Origin of the sequence: [Mycobacterium] fortunisiensis (assembly GCF_019050325.1) — a bacterium.
GTDB classification, from domain to species: Bacteria; Actinomycetota; Actinomycetes; order Mycobacteriales; family Mycobacteriaceae; genus Mycobacterium; species Mycobacterium fortunisiensis.
In genome coordinates this window covers 83129-100481 of record NZ_VOMB01000006.1, presented here as the reverse complement: position 1 = coordinate 100481, position 17353 = coordinate 83129, and the positions used below count along the sequence as shown (strand labels likewise).

Here is a 17353-nt window from a genome sequence, read left to right as displayed (position 1 = left end):
GTGATCCGGGTAACTACACTGACGCGCATGAACCTCGGCAAAACCCTGGTCCAGGTTGCCACGGCGCCCGTCCGAATCGGGTTCGCGGTGGCCGACGCCGGGCTCGGCATCGCCAACGAGACGCTCAACGCGGTCCAGCGCGGCATCACCGGGGCCGGTCAGCTGGGTGGCAGGTCATCGGTGGCCGGAATGCTCGGACTCGACGACGCCGTGGAGCGGGCCAACCGGTTGGCCCGGCTGCTGGACGACGACGCCCCACTGGGCCGGGCACTGGCCACCGACGGCCCGGTGAACCGTTTGCTGCGACCGGGAGGGCTGGTGGACCAGGTGACCGCCGAGGGCGGGCTGCTGGACCGGTTGACCGCCGACAACGGCGCGGTGGCCCGGGCCCTGGCTCCCGGCGGCCTGGTGGATCAGATCACCCTGGAGGGTGGGCTGCTGGACCGGATGACCACCGAAGACGGGGCACTGTCACGGGTGATCGCGCCGGGTGGCCTGGCCGACCAACTGCTCGCCAACGACGGCCTGATCGAGCGGGTGCTGCGCGAGGACGGGGTGGCCGATCGCCTACTGGCCGAGGGCGGGTTGCTGGACACCCTGACCGACCCCGACGGTCCGTTGCTCAAACTCGCCGACGTGGCCGACACCCTGAACCGGTTGGCGCCCGGCCTGGAGGCCCTGGCGCCCACCATCGACGCGCTGCACGACGCGGTCATCACGCTGAGCCAGGTGGTCAACCCACTGAGCAACATCGCCGACCGCATCCCGCTGCCCCGTCGGTCGTCTCGGCGGAGCTCCCCGCGGCCGGTCAGTTCCCAGCGAGTTATCGACGCCGACGAGTGACCCGTTAGACTGGGCGCGTTCGACCCGCCTCCGTAGCTCAGTGGTAGAGCAACGCTCTTGTAAAGCGTAGGCCGTCAGTTCAATCCTGACCGGGGGCTCCAAGATTGGCGGCGGCTGCTTGTCGGTGCCTGCCCGTAGCTTCAACCCATGAGACAGTGTCGCGGTTGCGGTGCACCACTTTCGAAGCGTAGCCAGAAGATCTACTGCGGCAACGCGTGTCAAGCCGCGACCCGACGAGATGCCATGACGAAGCACTGGCTTGAATCCGGTGAAGCCCGCGTCCGCGGCGAGCAAGGCAACTACATCCGGCTCTATCTCATCGACGCCCAATCGGGCTGCTGCTCGATCTGCGGTGCAGCCAGCGTCTGGCAGGACCTACCGCTGACGTTGATCATGGACCACATCGATGGCGACCCGACGAACAATCGACGGGAGAACCTGCGGCTGGTCTGCCCCAACTGCGACTCGCAATTGCCGACATTCAAGAGCCGCAACCGGGGCAACGGTCGATTTTACCGTCGCGAGCGCTACGCCAACGGCCAGTCGTTCTAGGCGCCGCACGTCAATGGTCCCGCTCTACAACAACGGGTTGGGGCTCCGCGGGGCCGGTCGCTGTCGGCACCAGGTAAGCGATGACCGCGTCTCGCAGGCCAACCAGAGCTGCTTCTACGTCGATCGGAAATCCGAATGTGTGCTCGGCGTGTAACCCGCGAAGCGCGGTCGGCACAAAGGCGCACACCCGTTGGATCGCCAACGGGGACACCGGTAGATCACTCAGAAAATATTCGAACTGGTCCGCGAGTTTTTCGTCTACCGCGTCCAACGCCGTCGCAGTCCTCGGATATTCGGCTTCCAGTTCGGCGCGGGTCGCGGCCAGATTGGACTGCAGATTGGTACGGGCCGTGTAGTAGTTGGAACCGAGTGCGGCCCAGACCAATTCGATGAGTTCGGCAACCCTGTCTGGGACCGCCGCTGCGGTGGGCCTGGCCCACACGGTCGGCCCCGCCGTGGCGAGTATGTGGTCAAGGGTCGCCGCCCACAAGCCATCGGCGTCACCGAATTGGTACTGCACCGTCCCCCACGTCACCCCAGCTTGCCGGGCCACCAGATTGACACTCACAGCGTCGGGCCGACCACTGGACAACACCTGTAGCGCCACCTTCAGCACGTGGGTGCGCGTCGTCTCGCCACGCCGGTTGGGGCGGCGGCCTGCGGCAGAAGTGGGCGACGGTGTCGGCATGGGCCAATCGTAGGACTGCGGAGACAACCCCTTGGCACCGATCTGAGATGCCTCTATGATTCGTATTTGAGAGGCATCTATGAAATAGATTCGGCCCGGGAGGCTTGTATGGCGCACGAAGCGACATTCGACGTAGTGGTGGTCGGTATGGGCGGCGCGGGGATCGCAGCGGCACTGACGGCCCAAGAGGCCGGCGCGAATGTGGTGGTACTGGAGAAGACGTCGCCCGACCATGCCGGCGGTAATTCACGAGTGTCCGGGCAGGTTTGGTTCAGCCCTCACGATGTCGATCTGGCCCAGCGGCACCTGCATGCGATGTCGTGGCAGTTCAGCATCGCCGACGAACTTGCCGCGGCGTGGGCCCGGGAGACGTCACGGAACACTCAGTGGCTGAAGGGACTGGCCGAACAGGCCCGGGGCCGGGTACCACGTGACACCGGCGATCCTTACACCGGCGACGGCACCGACTTCGCGCAGATCTCCTGGGGCGACACCCTGCGACTGCAGGGCGTCCAGAATCCACCCGAAGACGAGTACGACGAGGTCGAAGGACACGACTGCGGTTCTGACTACAACGTCATCGGCGGATCGATGGGCTTCTCCCGACTGTGGCTCATGCTGAAAACCTGCCTGGACGACAGCGGCATCGACGTTCGGTACAACAACGAGGTGCTGCGCCTGGTGGCCGATCCCGACGGCGCGATCACCGGGGTCGTGGTGTCTGACGGAGGCGCTGAACATGTGCTGATGGCCCGGCGCGGCGTCGTGCTGGCCACCGGCGGATTCGCCGCCAATCCCGAAATGGCCCGCAACTACCTGCGATTGCCCAACGTCACGCCTTGGGGCAATCCGGCCTGCACAGGCGACGGCATCCGAATGGCGCAGAAGGTCGGTGCAGATCTGTCCCACCCCTACAACTACATGGCGATGCCCGGTATTGCGATGCCGCCATACGGCACCGGCCAGGACACCATGCCTGGTGCCCGGTTCATAAACGTGGGCGCCGACGGCCGCCGCCTCGTCGACGAATCGGTCCCGAACCGTCACGGAAAGTCCATCCAGCGTGGGATGTTCGACTTCGACCCCGGCGTACCGATGTGGACGATCTTCGACGAGGAAGCCCGGTTGGCCGGCCCGCTGGTGATCCCTCGCGCCTTCTTCGCGGTCGGCTGGATCCGCCAGATCGAGGGCTACGAATGGAGCTTGGACAACAGCGCCGAGATCGAGCGTGGCTGGATTACCCGGGCGGATTCGATCGCCGAACTCGCAGACAAGCTCAACATCGATCCCAAAGGCCTGGAGGCGGAGATCGAGCAATACAATGCCTTGGCCGAAAGCGGTTCAGATGACCCGGTTTTCGGTCGCCCGGCACATACCATGCGGCCCATCGCACGGCCGCCCTTCTACGGCTACGAATGGGCGCAACTCTTGATGACCACCCTCGGTGGTATCCGCAAGGACGAACACGCGCGCGCGGTCGACCCCTTTGGGGCACCGATACCTGGTCTGTACTGCGCCGGAGACGTCAGTTCCTCGTACTCTTGGTGCCTGTCCGGCGGTATGGGACTGGGAGATGCGCTCGCCTTCGGTCGGATTGCCGGCGGTAATGCGGCGAGCCGATGAAGTTCTACATCAGCACCGGGTTCATGGACACCGGGGAGATCTTGGAGATCGCCAAGGCGGCCGACGAATTGGGCTACGACGGCCTCGGAATCCCCGACCACGTAGTGAACTTTGCCGAACTTCAGACGCCCTACCCCTACAGCGACTCCGGGGATCGGCGTTGGGAACCGTTCACCGACTGGGCCGACCCGTGGGTACTCATCGGCAGCCTGGCCCAGCTCACCACACGGCTGCGGTTCGTCACCACGGTGTACGTTGCTGCGCTACGGGATCCGTATTCGGCGGCCAAATCGATTGGCACCGCGGCATATCTGTCGCAAGGACGGGTCGAGCTCGGCCTCGGCGTCGGGTGGTGCCGCGAAGAGTTCGAACTGCTCGGTGCCCAATTCTCCCGGCGCGGGAAACGCTCCGACGAGATGGTCGAATTGATGCGCGAACTCTGGGCGCCGGGTTGGACCGAATTCCACGGCGAGTTCTACCAGACCCCGAAGCTGGAGATGAGTCCGCCGGCGCCGCACATACCGGTTCTCGTCGGCGGGCGCACTGAGCACGCACTGCGCCGCGCCGCCGCACATGACGGCTGGATCGGTGATCTGCTGCCGATGGCCGAAGCACTCACCATTGCTGCCCGGTTGCGTGCGCTCCGCGCTGAAGCAGGAAAGGCCATGGACGACTTCACCATTCTGGCCCCGCTCAACGATGCGTTCACCCCCGACCAGTACGCCCGCGCCGAAGAAGGCGGCATCACCCACATTCTCACCATGCCGTGGATGTTCTACTCCGGACCGAACGCCGGAACGGACGAGAAGATCAAGGGCCTGGAGCGCTTCCGCGGGGATATGGGTCTGGTAGGTAGCTGAGGAACAGGGCGCCGAGTCGGTGAGTATGGCCGCGTCCACCGACGTCGCAACCAGGACAAACGAAGCCAACGAGACCTTCTTGCCAACATTTTCGGGGTGGGCCGACCAGGCTGGCCCGACCAACGGCCACCGCGACGCGTTGTCGTAGACGCATTACTCGACCAGCTTGGCGGCGGTGACGTTCAATAATTCAGCGGGTCCAGCATTAATGAACATGCCAAAATATTGAACGCCGCCGGTCCCGACGCCGGTCAGACCCGGGTGGTCAGCTTCTTGAAGGCCTGATATTCGGCGTCGCGGTACGGCCGGCCGTCGGGTTGCAGAAGGTCGCTGAACCACACGTTCGGCACCTTGGTGTACGGCTTGTCCCAGGAATCCCACGGGAAGTAGGTCTGGGTCTTGCCGGCCACCAGGCCCCAGCTGTACGCACCGACGTTGTGCCGCTTGGCAACTGGCAATACGCCCTCGACGGTACTGCCCTGGTCGCGGGCCAGGTATTCGGTGCACAGGATCGGCCGGCCCAGCGGAGCGAGTTCGGCGATGCGACCCTCGAATTCGTCGGGCCCGGCATAGGAATGGAAGGAGATGATGTCGGAGTTGTCGAGCTGGAAGTTGTCCATCTCGCTGCGGCTGCCGCGGTCCCAGCTGCCCTGCCAGACGGCACTGGTCAACGGCTGCACCGGGTTGACCGAGCGGGCCCAGGCGAACACCTGCGGCAGCAGGCCGCCGACCGCGTCGATCTTGTCCTTGCGCTCGACCTTGCGGTACTGCTTGGCCGGGTTGTCCGGCTCGTTCCACAGGTCCCAGCCCAGCACCCGGTTGTCGTTGCGGAACTGGCTCATCACCCCCACCACGTAGTCGCGCAGCAGGGCGCGGTAGCGCGGGTCGTCGATACGTTCGGCTCCCGGGCTCTGCACCCAGCCGGAGTTGTGCACGCCCGGCGTCGGCGCCCGCTGCGCGCCCAGCTTCGGATGGGGGTCCCAGCACGAATCGAAGAACACGAACAGCGGCTTGATGCCCTGACGCGCCGCGATCCCGACGAAGTTCGACAGCCGGGACTGGAATCCGGCCCGGTCCTGCGCCCACAGCAGATCGTGCAGGAACACCCGCACGGTGTTGAACCCCAGCAACCGGCAGGCCTGCAGTTCGCTGTCGATGCGCCGGGCATCGTAGGTGCCCGGCCCGAACATCTCGAGCTGGTTGATCGCACTGGAGGTGATGAAGTTGGTGCCGACGAGCCAGCCCTGCGCCCGGTACCACGCGTTGGCCCGCTCGACCGGCCACTGGCCGGCTGCCGCGGTGGCCCGCGGGATTACCGGAAGCGGGGCCAGTGCCTGCGGAAGAGCGGCTGCCGCCGCCAACACCAGCGGGATCTTGAGGGCCGTTCGACGGTGCACTCAGTGAACATAGTGGCACCCAGCAAAGACCCCGGCCTCACGTATCACATTGCAACCATTGAGGTTTCATATCGTTATCAACTCTGCAGCCGAGTCATGACGAAGTCGGCGGCCTGGCCCGGCATGCCGTTGAACACGTACGCGGTGTGCGCGAAGTTGGGCACGCCGGCCGGTGTCCCGTCGCAGATGGTGTCCCCGGGCTCACACAGCTCGATGGTCTTGTCCTTGTAGCGCGGACCGATCACCATCGTGGGGGCGCCGATATCGCGCATGAACTCGTCCGACGGTGTACCGAGCAACACCACGGCGGCCACGTGATCGGCCACGTCGAGCGGCATCGGGTCCGGGATGTACTGCTCGTACTCCGTCGGGATGCCGTCGGGCACGGCGGCAGAGGTGACGAAACCGGCCACCACGGCGCCCTGTGAATATCCGCCCAGCACCACTTTGGTGTCCGGGCAGTCCCGCGCGGTGGCCTTGACGTGGTCGGCCGCGTCGCGGATACCGTCGACCACGGTCCGGGCGAAGGCGATCCGGTCGCCGAAGTTTCCGCTGGCCTCGTAGTTCACCGGGTACACCTCGACAGATCGGTCACCGGTCCGGGCCCGCAAGGCATCGACGAAACTCTGCCCCGGTCCGCCCACCCCGGGTGGCTCGTAGGTGCCGCGGGCGAACACCACTTCGACGTCGGGACATGGCTGCGCCGACGCGACAGGCGGATGTGCCATCGGGATGGCGCAGGCGGCGATCAGCACCGCGCCCTGGATCAGTCTGAGGACAAACATGTGCGACTCCACGCGAACCGGATCGTGATGACCGTTGCGGTTCCCCATGCTGGCACATTGCACACCCAGATAACAGGGTCAATACGTCTGCGCAGATCGACGGGCTTTATCGGAGCGGCACATCGAGGAAGGGCCGCGGATCGGCCGCGCCGGGACCGTCGAAATGCCACCACTCCCCCGGATAGACACTCAGACCGCCCGCGCTCATCGCCGTCCGCAACCTGGCCCGGTTGGCCTGGGCTGCCGGGCTGACACCGTCGGTGGCGTAGGCCAGGCTGCGCGGGGTGAAGTCATCGAAACCGGTACCCATGTCGACGGGTGAACCGTCCTCGGCGATCGTCACGTCGACCGAACGGCCGGCTTCGTGGCTGCGCGCGTACGCACCGGGTTTGGCCACCCAGTTGGGATTGGCCACCACCTCGAACATGCGCACCTGCACGTCGTGCGGGCGGTAGCAGTCCCAGAACACCAGGGTCTGCGGCCGCAACGCCGCCGCGGCGGCGGCCAGTCCGGGTGCCATCGACTCGTGTACCAGGCACCGCGCCCCGGCCGGATAGAGCTGTTCCCCGACGAAGTTCTCAGTCGTGGCGTAGCGCAGGTCGATCACCGCGTCGGGAACCACGGTGCGCACATCGACCAACCCGGCCTCGGCCGCCGGGCGGGCGAGCGCCGTGGGCATCGGAGTGCCGACCACGCCGAACAACACCGCCAAGCCGGCAAGAGTGCGTGTTACCGCGAACCACAAGAACCCATAGGCCGGTGTGCTGCGCGCCGTGGTCACGGCGTGACCATGACCTTCTCGGCCTTTTCGACAGACCGTTCGGCCGCGCGCCGCTCCGTGAAGCGCGCCCCGATGCCGATGCACGGCTTCTCGATCAAACGGTAAGTGACAAAACTGAATGCGGCGGTGCCGGCCACCACCAAGGCGTATCGCAGGATCTCGAGGGGGATGACGGATTGCCCTGGGCTGATCACGATGTCAACTGCCGAGCGGACGAGGGGATGCAACAGATACATCGAGTAAGCCCATGTCCCGAGCGCGACGAGCGGTCGGGAACGCAGAATTCTGCTCACCCAGCGCGGACCGACGATGAGGCCGGGCATCAGAAGCACAACCGCGTATGAGAACGGCACTTCCACCGTCCCCGGGACCTCTATCAGAGCCTTTACGAGGATTGCGCCGACGAGGAGGAGCAGGAACACGCCGGGTCTCGCAAGTTGCGTCACCAGGCGATACGACCTCGCCTTGAACATCAGGAGCGCAAGGATGCAGCCCAGGACCAGCGGGATGAACACTACGGAGTAGTTCGAGGGCCAGATGATCCACGCTGCTGTCATTGCCGCCGCGAGGCTGACTGCGAAGCAGAGGCGAGCACGTTCGAAGACCGGGGCGATGAGAGCGAAAGCGACGAGTGGCCATGCCAGATAGAACTTCTCCTGTACCGCAAGGGTCCAGGTGTGACCGAATGTCGCCCCAGAGGCGAACTCATTTTGGAAGGTCAGAAAATACACGAACCGCTGCCACCATCTGCCGGGGTTCTCGGCAAATCCGGCCATGACGAGCCCGCTGAACATAAAAAGGGCGAAGAAGTAGACGGGCAGCAGGCGGAAGGCGCGGCGGACGTAGAAGCTCTCCCAGTCGATGCGCGAACGCTCACTGTGTTCCCGAAGGAGCAGAAGTGTGATGAGAAAGCCGCTGTTGACGAAGAAGATCGGCACACCCGTGCCCGGGACGTTGCCCCACATCGGATCGCGCATGTGGCCGGCGATGACGAAGAGGATCGCCACGGCCCGCAGGCCGTCGATCTCCCTGATCCGCCGTTCGGCGCGGAACTGATCGAATGACAGGCGAGGCCCGTGAAGTGCGGCCCGTACCAATCGGAGTGTCGCTGGGCGCCGTTCAGACGTCGTCGCCGATTCCATATATCCCCTCAGTCGACACGCAAGTCTAGAGGGCGGGCACGAGCTCGATTTGTCGCGCGACAACCAGATCGGGTGGCCTGCAGCGCCATCTCCGATCACCGCGAGCCGAATACCCCATCTTCATGCGGAAATGTCGCTCTCATCTTCAGACATACCGCCTTCCGATGTACGATAATCGCACTCTTGAGATGGCATCGGTCAGCCCCCGACGGCCATCTACTTACGCGCAACACCAACGGACGGATTGGAGCGATCCCATGGCGTCAGCCGTACCGGAGACGGTGGCATCCCGCTACGCCGGGAGACGAGTTGAACGGGTCGAGGACACCCGGTTGCTCACCGGACGCGGCACGTACGTCGACGACATCACCCGCCCCGGCATGCTGCACGCCTGCTTCGTGCGCAGCCCCTATGCGCACGCGAAGTTCACCGCCGTCGACGCCGCGGCGGCGCTGGCGCTGCCCGGGGTGCACGCCGTGCTGACTGCCGCCGATCTCAACCCCGAGGTCAAGGAGGCCTGGCATGCCGTCGCCGGCAAGGACATGCCCGACACTCCAAGGCCACCGCTGGCCGAGGGCGAGGTCAAGTTCGTCGGCGATCCGGTGGCCCTCGTCATCGCCGAGAGCCGGTATGTCGCCGAGGATGCCGTCGACCTGGTGGACGTCGACTACGAGCCACTGCCCGCCATCGCAGATTTTCGTCAGGCCCTCACCTCGGACGTGAGCGTTCACGAGGCGTACCCGGACAACAACGCGGGCGGGATGGGCGGTGCACCACCGGACGAGGAGACCTTCGCCTCAGCCGCGCATGTGGTGAAAGAGCACATCTACCAGCAGATGCACGTGCCGGTACCGATCGAGTGCCGGGGCATGGTCGCGGAATGGGCGGCCACCGGTACCGCCGCCGGGGAGCTGACGATCTGGGCCTCCACCCAGACCCCGCACGAACTGCGGGCCTTCGCGGCCCGCCTGCTCGGCATCCCGGCCCAGCACGTGCGCGTCATCATGCGCGACACCGGTGGCGGGTTCGGTCAGAAGGTCGTCCCGATGCGCGAGGACATGTGCATCATGCTGGCCGCCCGCAAGGTGACGACCGCACTGAAATGGATCGAGGACCGTCGCGAAAACCTGATGTCGGCCGGCCAGTCCCGTCACGTCGACGGCGACGTCCGGATGGCCTTTGACGACGACGGCAACATCCTGGCCGCCGACATCGACTTCATCCAGGACGTCGGCTCCTACCCCACCCCCTACCCGGTGCTGACCACCGCGGCCATCGGCATGTTCTTCCCCGGCCCGTACCGGGTGCCCAAATCCAGCTTCAACTACAAGACGGTGTTCTCCAACACCGCGGGTCTGCACGCCTATCGCGGTCCGTGGCAGTACGAAACCCTCACCCGCGAAATACTTCTCGACATCGCGGCGCGGAAGATGGGCTTGGATCCGGTGGAGCTGCGACGCAAGAACCTGCTCCGCGGGGACGAGATGCCGTACTTCAACCCCAATGGCATGCCGTACGACCACGTCGCCCCGATCGAGACGTTCGAACAGGCCGTGAAGATCCTCGACCACGAGGGCTTCCGCAAAGAGCAGGCCGAGGCGCTGGCCCAGGGCCGCTATCTCGGGTTGGGTTTCTCGGCCTATATCGAGCCGACCGGTGCGGCCACCGGCCACCTGGCCAGCGAAGGCTGCACGATCCGGATGGAGCCGACCGGCAAGATCAACGTGTACGTCAACGGTGGGGCATGCGGAAACAGCTTGGAAACCACCGTCATTCAGCTCACCGCCGACGCACTGGGCGCCGACATCGACGACGTTGCCACGATCCAGGGCGACACCGCGGTGACACCCTACGGCGCGGGTACGCAGGGCAGCCGCAGCGCCCCGATGACCGCGGGGGCGGTCAACGAGGCCGGCACGATCCTGCGCAACCAACTGGTCGCGATGGCCGCGGCCCGCCTCGAGGTCGACGAATCCGAGATCGAGCTGTCCGGATCCAGGGCGACCGCCCGCAACGACTCCGAAAAGAGCGTCAGCTTCGCCGATCTGGCCTACCGGGCACACTACGAACCGCAGATGCTGCCGCCGGGCATGTCGGCGAGCCTGGAAGCGACCGCCCGCTACACCGCACCGCCGACCGCCCCGATCCACTGGGCCAATGCCACCCACGCCTGCACGTGCGAGGTGGACATCGTCACCGGGCACGTCACCCTCACCCGCTACATCGTCAGCGAGGACGTCGGCCCGATGATCAACCCCAACGTGGTCGAGGGGCAGATCGCCGGCGGCACCGTGCAGGGCATCGGCGGCGCACTGCTGGAGAAGCTGTCCTATGACGACGCCGGAAACCCGCTGTCCTCAACGTTTGTCGACTACCTGCTGCCCACCGCCACCGAGGTGCCGGTGATCGAGTACGGCCACGTGGAGATCCCCGGCCCTGGGGTCGGCGGCTACAAGGGCGCCGGTGAGGGCGGCGCCATCGGGTCGACACCAGCGGTGATCAACGCCGTCAACGACGCCCTGGCCCCGCTCGGGGTCACCCTGACGACGCTGCCCGCCACCCCGGCAGCCATCGTCGAAGCCATCGAGCAGGCGCAGGAACGCCCCTCGCAGGAAAAACAGAGAAGGGACCACTGATCGTGGAGCTCAACAACGAATTCCGGGTCGCGGTACCGGCGGCGAAGACCTGGGAGGTGCTCACCGACGTCGAACGCGTCGCCCCGTGCCTGCCCGGGGCCACCCTGTTGAGCGTCGACGGTGACGACTTCACCGGTGCGGTCAAGGTGAAGGTCGGGCCGATCACGGTGTCCTACCAGGGCGATGCCACCTTCCAGGAGAAGGACGCGGTGGCGCAACGGGTGGTGCTCAAGGCCAACGGCAAGGAGACCCGCGGCAACGGCACCGCCTCGGCGATCGTGACCGCCCAGCTGAAGGACGAGGGTGCCGATTCCACCCTCGTGGTGGTCACCACCGACCTGGCCATCTCCGGCAAGGCCGCCCAGTTCGGCCGGGGCGTGCTGGCGGACGTGGCCGGCAGCCTGATCGACCAGTTCGCCCGCAGCCTGGAGGCCGAGTTGCTGGGCTCCGCGGCGAAAGCCGAAAGCAGCTCGGCGGCAACGGCACCTGATGCCGCACCGCAGGAAGCCGCCCCGATCAACGCGCTGGCGCTGGCCAAGGTGATGGCGGTGCCGATGGCCAAGCGTTTCGCCCCGGCCATCGGCGCAGTGGCGGTGGCCGGTGTGCTCGGGTTTCTGCTCGGCCGCTCCGGTCGCAAGACCCGCACCCGCAGCGGGCTGACCGCCGAGGACCTGCACGACGCGCTGCTGCGGTTGGTGTCATGAAACCCGCCCCGTTCGCCTACCACCGGCCGGCCACGGTCACCGAGGCGGTGAGCATGCTCGGCGAGTACGGCGAGGACGCCAAGATCCTGGCCGGCGGCCAGAGCCTGGTGCCGATGCTGGCCATGCGGCTGACCCACTTCGACAACCTGATCGACATCTCGCGGCTGTCCGAGCTCAACGACATCACGCTGCAGGGCAACGAGGTTCGCATCGGTGCGGCTACCCCGCACGCCCTGGTCGGCCTGGACGACGAGGTCGCCGATTCGGTGCCGCTGTTGACGCTGGCCACCCCGCACATCGGGCACTTCCAGATCCGCAGCCGCGGGACCCTGGGCGGTGCGATCGCGCACGCCGATCCGGCTGCCGAGTATGCCGCGGTGGCCCTGGCGCTCGACGCCACGATCGAGGCCACCTCGGCCCGTGGCGTCCGCCAGATCCCGGCTGCCGAGTTCTTCACCGGTCTGTGGGAGACGGCTTTGGCCTCCGACGAGATCCTGACCGCGGTGCGGTTCCCGGTGGCGGCGGGACGCAGTGGTTTCGGGATCGCCGAGTTCGCCCGGCGGCACGGTGATTTCGCGATCGCCGGCGCGGTCGTCGGTCTTGAGCTCGACGAGGACGACCGGATCACCCGCTGCGGGATCGGTCTGCTCGGGCTGGGGTCCACGCCGCTGCGGGCCGGCGCCGCCGAGGCCGCGGTACTCGGCACCCCGATCGGCGGGCTCACCGCCGACGAGATCGGGCAGCTGGCGATGTCCGGGCTCACCGACATCCCTTCCGACCTGCAGGGGTCGGCGGCATACCGGGCCCGCGTCGGCGCCGCCATGGTGTCGCGGGCCTGGAACCAGGCCACCACCAACGTCTCCGAGGAGGCTGTCCATGCATGAACTGCCCGTTGCGCTTTCGGTCAACGGTCGCGATTACCACGATGTCGTCGAGCCGCGGGTGACGCTGGCCGACTTCCTGCGGGACAACTGCGGCCTCACCGGCACCCACCTCGGCTGCGAGCACGGCGCCTGCGGGGCCTGCACGGTCCTGCTGGACGGGCAGGCGGTGCGTTCCTGCCTGGTGTTCGCGGTGCAGACCGACGGCCGGGAGGTGACCACGGTCGAGGGCATCGCCGGCCCGGACGGCGAACTGTCTCCGGTGCAGTCGGCGCTCAAGGAATGTCACGGCCTGCAGTGTGGTTTCTGCACACCGGGATTCGTCACCTCGATCACCGCGCTGCTGCGCGACAATCCGAACCCCACCGACGAGGAGATCCGCGAAGGTCTCTCGGGCAATTTCTGCCGCTGCACCGGCTACCAGGGCATCGTCAACGCGGTGCACCGGGCCTGCGAGAGCGATCGGGCGAACGCCGGCGAACTCGACCCGGCCGGCCAACAGTAGCTTTCCGCGCGCGGATCCCTCCCCTCGCCCGATCCGATCGGTCACAGTGGAGTGATGAGGATCGGATTCATCGGCCTGGGCAACATGGGCGCGGCGATGGCCGCCAACCTGCTCAAGGCCGGATATGAGGTCACCGCATACAACCGGTCGCCCGAGAAGGTGGCTGCGCTGGTCGCCCAGGGGGCGCGACCGGCGGCCTCGGTGGCCGATGCTTGTCAGGGCGACGTCGTCATCACCATGCTCGCCAACGATATTGCGGTCGAGGCTGTCACGTTCGGCGAGGGCGGAATCCTGGCCACGCTGCCGACCGGCGCCATCCACGTCTCGTCGTCGACGGTGAGCACGGCGCTGGCCGAGCGTCTCAACCAGGCACATACCGAGGCGGGCCAGGGTTTTGTCGCCGCACCGGTGTTCGGCAGGCCCGAGGCCGCAGCGGCAGCCAAGTTGTTCGTCGTCGCGGCCGGAACCCCGAGCACCCTCGAGGCGGTGACCCCGATTTTCGACGCGATCGGGCAGCGCACGTTCGTCCTCGGGGAGGAACCGCCGGCCGCCAACCTCGTGAAGATCAGCGGCAACTTCCTGATCGCCTCGGTGATCGAATCACTCGGCGAGGCAATGGCGTTGGTGAGCAAGGCCGGCGTCGACAAACAGCAGTACCTGGAGTTGCTGACCTCGACACTGTTCGACGCCCCGGTGTACCGCACCTACGGCGGACTGCTGGCACGCGAACAATTCAGCCCGGCCGGGTTCGCCGCCACGCTGGGCCTCAAGGACGTCAAACTCGCGCTGAGCGCCGGCGACGAGCTGCAGGTGCCGCTGCCGGTCGCGAGCCTGCTGCGCGACCGCTTCCTGACCCTGCTGGCCACCGGCGGCAGCGATCTCGACTGGTCGGCCGTCGGGGCACTGAGCGCGTGGGAGGCCGGGTCGAAACACCCGGCCTGAGTCGCCTACTCGGCGACCACGCCACGCAGACCGTCGGCACCGTAGAGCGGTTCCAGCATTCCCGAGATGTCGGGGCCGCGGCGCAGCGCATGCCCGCCGTCGACACCGATGGCCTGTCCGGTGATCCAGCCGGAGGCGTCGCTGAGCAGGAAGACCGCCAGGTTGGCGATGTCGGAGACCTCACCGAACCGCGGCATCGGCGTGCAGGCCTCGTAGTCCTCGCGGGCGGCCGGGAGCTCGAAGATCGGTCCGACCATCTCGGTGCGGGTCAGGCCGGGGCGAATGCTGTTGAACCGCACCGAGGACGGCCCGAGTTCGTCGGCGGCCAGTTTGAGCAGATGGTCGAACGCGGCTTTGCTCACGCCGTAGGCGCCGAACCACCGATGGGTGTTGCTCGACGCGATCGAGGAGATGCCGACGAACGAGCCGCCACCGCCGCGGACCATCTCGCGGCCCGCGTGCTTGATCAGATACATCGTGGCGTTGACGTTCAGATCGACGGTCTGGCGCCACAGTTCGGAGTCGATCTGGGTGATCGGGCCGATGGTCAGCGAGCCACCGGCGCTGTGCACCACACCGTGCAGCCGGCCGTGCCAGGCCGTGGCCGCATCCACCGCGGCGCGCACCTCGTCCTCGTCGGTCACATCGGCGGGGTGGTAACGCACCGAATCCGCATCGGGGCCGAGTCCGGCGTTCAATTCTTCGACGGCGGCGCTGAGCTTGTCGGCGTTGCGGCCGACCAGCAGGGCATTGCCACCGGCGGCGACGATGGCCGCCGCGGCACCTTTGCCGATCCCGCTTCCGCCACCGGTGACCAGGTAGGTGCGGTCCGTCAACGACAGTTCCATCGACCTGCTCCCTTACGGTACGTCGCGCCGGGCCGGCTTCGGGGCGCCGAGGGTGCGCCAGTCCGGCACATCCGGCGGCATGCCGACCGGCCAGCGGTTCTCGTTGGCCGATGCCCAGTGTGCGTGCCCGAGTTCGTGGATGTGGAAGGCATGCCGCAGCGCCTCGGTGAAGCCCATCGCGTCGCTGGCCGCGTTGACCGAATCCTTGACCAGCAGGGCGGCCATGGTCGGACGGTCGGCGATGCGCCGGGCGAAGTCCAGTGTCTTGTCTTCGAGTTCGTCGCGCGCGAAGACCTTGGACACCATGCCCAACCGGTACGCCTCGTCGGCGTCGATCGAATCACCGGTCAGCAGTAGCTCTTTGGCCTTGCGGGCACCGAATTCCCATGGGTGGGCGTAGTACTCGACACCCGGCATTCCCATCCGGACGCCGACGACATCGCTGAACTTGGCGTCGTCGGCGGCCACGATCAGGTCGCAGGCCCAGATCAGCATCAGCGCCGCGGAGATCGCGTTGCCCTGGACCTGGGCGATGGTGATCTTGCGCAGATCTCGCCAGCGTCGGGTGTTCTCGAAGTAGAAGTGCCACTCCTGCAAGTAGGTTCGTTCGGCCACCCCGGCAGCCGTGGCGCCGTAGCCACGGAATGTCGGGTGCTGGCCCGGGCCCGGCTCACGTTCGGCCAGCGCCTCCTCCGAACCGAGGTCATGGCCGGCGGAGAAGTTCTTGCCGCGGGCCGCCAGGATCACCACTCGGACCGCGTCATCGGCCTCGGCCCGGCCGAACGCCTCGTCGAGCTGCACCAGCAGCGTCCGCGACTGAGCGTTCTGCGCGTTCGGACGGTTCAGCCAGATCCGGGCGATGCGTCCTTCATCGAGTGTCTCGTATTCGACCTGACGGGCTGCGTCATCGGAACCGACCATGTCTGACCACCTCTTAGGCAGGGTAAGTAAGTTACGAACTGCACATTACGTGTATCGCGTAACGCGCCTCACACCGGGACCACAGCTACCGTCCAGCAGCTTCACAGCAGTGCCGTCGCGACACCCGGAGTCAGGCCGTTCATCGCGCGGTTTAACCTTGTGGAGAGTGCTATCCGAGTTGGATAACGACGCCGGAAATGCCCCACCCCCGGGGTGTGTTACCGATCATGCAGCAAACATTCGAGCAGGCGAAGGGACGGTACCGGCAATGGTGATTTCAGGGACCAACTCACCGCACGTCGCGCGTCGCCTCGTCTGCGCTGCCGGCGTCAGCCTGGCCGTCGCAACCGGCACTGCCGGCCTGGCCCCGTCCGCACCCGCGACGCCGCTGGCCGCCTGCCCCAACGGTGAATCCGAAGACACCTACACCGGTACCTGCGTCCCGGATCTGGTGCCCAACTCCCCGGAATTCAGCTCCGCACCCAACCAGCTGCCGAAGATCGACGGCATCCCGTGCACGGGCGCCAATTCCGGCGAATGCATAGGTCTGGCCGAAGAACAACAGGCCCAGGGCCCTCAGCCGGTACCGCAGTCAACCGTGGGCAGCAGCCCGACGGTCACCGGCCACATCGGCTGACCAGACCGCGCCCGCGAACTCACACATCCGGCGCCGAGTCGGACAACCTTTCCCCATCGACAGCCCACGATTCGTGGTGCCCGCTTTCTCCCGCCGTCACGCGTCACTCTCAGCTACCTCGAAGAACTGATGCAGAACCCTCTCAGGGTCCTTAGACTCGCAGCCGACGGAACAACCGAATAACTAGAGAAAGCGTGACGATGGCGACCTTCCCGACCTCCATGCGACGACTGATCCTGGCTTGCGGATTCACGGTCGCAGCGGCCGCCGCACCGGCGATCACCCTGCTCGCCGTACCCACGTCGTCCAGCCCGGCGATCGCCTGCCCCTCGGGCGAAGAAGAAGACCTCTACACCGGCACCTGCGTTCCGCACACCGTGCCCAACTCCCCCGCCCCGTTCAGCAGCATCCCGGGCAACCCCAACCTGCCGGCGGTGAACCTGCCCGGCGGCGGCGGAGCCATCCCCTGCACCGGCGCCAACTCGGGCGAGTGCATCGGCCTGGCCGAGGAGGCTCAGTCCGAGGGACCGCAAGCGGTTCCGCGTTCGAGCGTCGGCAGCAGCCCGACCGTGACCGGCCACATCGGTTGACAGCATGCGGCGACCGGG

At 66.6% G+C, this 17353-nt stretch carries 18 protein-coding genes and 1 tRNA gene; 12 read left to right on the top strand and 7 right to left on the bottom strand.

Annotated features, from left to right (window positions below; genetic code table 11):
* Positions 1–27 precede the first annotated feature (27 nt).
* The 3 genes from FR943_RS04800 (at position 28) to FR943_RS04790 (ending at position 1395) form a co-directional block, all read left to right on the top strand.
* A complete protein-coding gene (locus FR943_RS04800; RefSeq protein ID WP_217155209.1) occupies positions 28–843 on the top strand; it encodes a hypothetical protein in 816 nt (271 codons plus the stop codon).
* A gap of 26 nt (positions 844–869) precedes the next feature.
* A tRNA-Thr gene (locus FR943_RS04795) sits at positions 870–944 on the top strand.
* 46 nt (positions 945–990) lie between these two features.
* Positions 991–1395: an HNH endonuclease gene (locus FR943_RS04790; RefSeq protein ID WP_217155208.1), complete on the top strand. Its 405-nt coding sequence runs from the start codon at positions 991–993 to the stop codon at positions 1393–1395.
* 10 nt (positions 1396–1405) lie between these two features.
* On the opposite strand, the gene FR943_RS04785 is transcribed toward FR943_RS04790, so the two are convergent.
* Positions 1406–2083: a TetR/AcrR family transcriptional regulator gene (locus tag FR943_RS04785; protein ID WP_217155207.1), complete on the bottom strand. Its 678-nt coding sequence runs from the start codon at positions 2081–2083 to the stop codon at positions 1406–1408.
* A 108-nt stretch (positions 2084–2191) separates the two neighbouring features.
* Here FR943_RS04785 and FR943_RS04780 point away from each other — a divergent pair, with 108 nt between their 5' ends.
* Together FR943_RS04780 and FR943_RS04775 are read left to right on the top strand one after the other, a co-directional pair.
* Positions 2192–3706 carry an FAD-dependent oxidoreductase gene (locus FR943_RS04780; protein ID WP_217155206.1) on the top strand — a complete coding sequence of 505 codons (1515 nt, stop codon included), beginning with the start codon at positions 2192–2194 and terminating at the stop codon, positions 3704–3706.
* Positions 3703–4566 (top strand): TIGR03619 family F420-dependent LLM class oxidoreductase, encoded by an 864-nt coding sequence (locus FR943_RS04775; RefSeq protein ID WP_217155205.1) that lies wholly within the window; start codon positions 3703–3705, stop codon positions 4564–4566. The genes FR943_RS04780 and FR943_RS04775 overlap by 4 nt, the downstream gene beginning before the upstream one ends.
* A gap of 251 nt (positions 4567–4817) precedes the next feature.
* On the opposite strand, the gene FR943_RS04770 is transcribed toward FR943_RS04775, so the two are convergent.
* From FR943_RS04770 to FR943_RS04755, 4 genes are all read right to left on the bottom strand, one after another.
* Positions 4818–5963: a glycoside hydrolase 5 family protein gene (locus FR943_RS04770; RefSeq protein ID WP_217155204.1), complete on the bottom strand. Its 1146-nt coding sequence runs from the start codon at positions 5961–5963 to the stop codon at positions 4818–4820.
* Positions 5964–6040: 77 nt separating this feature from the next.
* Positions 6041–6748, bottom strand: coding sequence for a cutinase family protein (locus FR943_RS04765; RefSeq protein WP_217155203.1), 708 nt, complete (start codon positions 6746–6748; stop codon positions 6041–6043).
* A gap of 106 nt (positions 6749–6854) precedes the next feature.
* Positions 6855–7427 (bottom strand): M15 family metallopeptidase, encoded by a 573-nt coding sequence (locus tag FR943_RS04760; RefSeq protein ID WP_217155385.1) that lies wholly within the window; start codon positions 7425–7427, stop codon positions 6855–6857.
* Between the two features lie 98 nt (positions 7428–7525).
* Positions 7526–8671 carry an acyltransferase family protein gene (locus FR943_RS04755; RefSeq protein WP_217155202.1) on the bottom strand — a complete coding sequence of 382 codons (1146 nt, stop codon included), beginning with the start codon at positions 8669–8671 and terminating at the stop codon, positions 7526–7528.
* Positions 8672–8928: 257 nt separating this feature from the next.
* On the opposite strand from FR943_RS04755, the gene FR943_RS04750 reads away from it, so the two are divergent.
* From FR943_RS04750 to FR943_RS04730, 5 genes are read left to right on the top strand one after another with little or no spacing between them, the layout of a single operon-like run.
* Positions 8929–11307 (top strand): xanthine dehydrogenase family protein molybdopterin-binding subunit, encoded by a 2379-nt coding sequence (locus FR943_RS04750; RefSeq protein ID WP_217155201.1) that lies wholly within the window; start codon positions 8929–8931, stop codon positions 11305–11307.
* Between the two features lie 2 nt (positions 11308–11309).
* The gene (locus tag FR943_RS04745) at positions 11310–12011 is read left to right on the top strand and encodes an SRPBCC family protein (protein ID WP_217155200.1); all 702 of its coding nucleotides are present in this window, start codon (positions 11310–11312) and stop codon (positions 12009–12011) included.
* Complete coding sequence (locus FR943_RS04740; protein WP_217155199.1) at positions 12008–12895, top strand: FAD binding domain-containing protein; 888 nt, start codon at positions 12008–12010, stop codon at positions 12893–12895. Before FR943_RS04745 ends, FR943_RS04740 begins: the two co-directional genes overlap by 4 nt.
* Positions 12888–13397: a (2Fe-2S)-binding protein gene (locus FR943_RS04735; protein ID WP_217155198.1), complete on the top strand. Its 510-nt coding sequence runs from the start codon at positions 12888–12890 to the stop codon at positions 13395–13397. The genes FR943_RS04740 and FR943_RS04735 overlap by 8 nt, the downstream gene beginning before the upstream one ends.
* A 54-nt stretch (positions 13398–13451) precedes the next feature.
* Positions 13452–14339 carry an NAD(P)-dependent oxidoreductase gene (locus tag FR943_RS04730; RefSeq protein ID WP_217155197.1) on the top strand — a complete coding sequence of 296 codons (888 nt, stop codon included), beginning with the start codon at positions 13452–13454 and terminating at the stop codon, positions 14337–14339.
* A gap of 5 nt (positions 14340–14344) precedes the next feature.
* Here FR943_RS04730 and FR943_RS04725 read toward each other — a convergent pair whose 3' ends face one another.
* Positions 14345–15187: an SDR family oxidoreductase gene (locus FR943_RS04725; protein WP_217155196.1), complete on the bottom strand. Its 843-nt coding sequence runs from the start codon at positions 15185–15187 to the stop codon at positions 14345–14347.
* A gap of 12 nt (positions 15188–15199) precedes the next feature.
* Positions 15200–16108 carry an enoyl-CoA hydratase gene (locus FR943_RS04720; protein ID WP_217155195.1) on the bottom strand — a complete coding sequence of 303 codons (909 nt, stop codon included), beginning with the start codon at positions 16106–16108 and terminating at the stop codon, positions 15200–15202.
* A gap of 268 nt (positions 16109–16376) precedes the next feature.
* On the opposite strand from FR943_RS04720, the gene FR943_RS04715 reads away from it, so the two are divergent.
* Positions 16377–16745, top strand: a complete 369-nt coding sequence (locus tag FR943_RS04715; protein ID WP_217155194.1) for an intersectin-EH binding protein Ibp1 — start codon at positions 16377–16379, stop codon at positions 16743–16745.
* Positions 16746–16945: 200 nt separating this feature from the next.
* Entirely contained in the window at positions 16946–17335 is a 390-nt protein-coding gene (locus tag FR943_RS04710; protein WP_217155193.1) for an intersectin-EH binding protein Ibp1, read from the top strand.
* Positions 17336–17353: the final 18 nt, after the last annotated feature.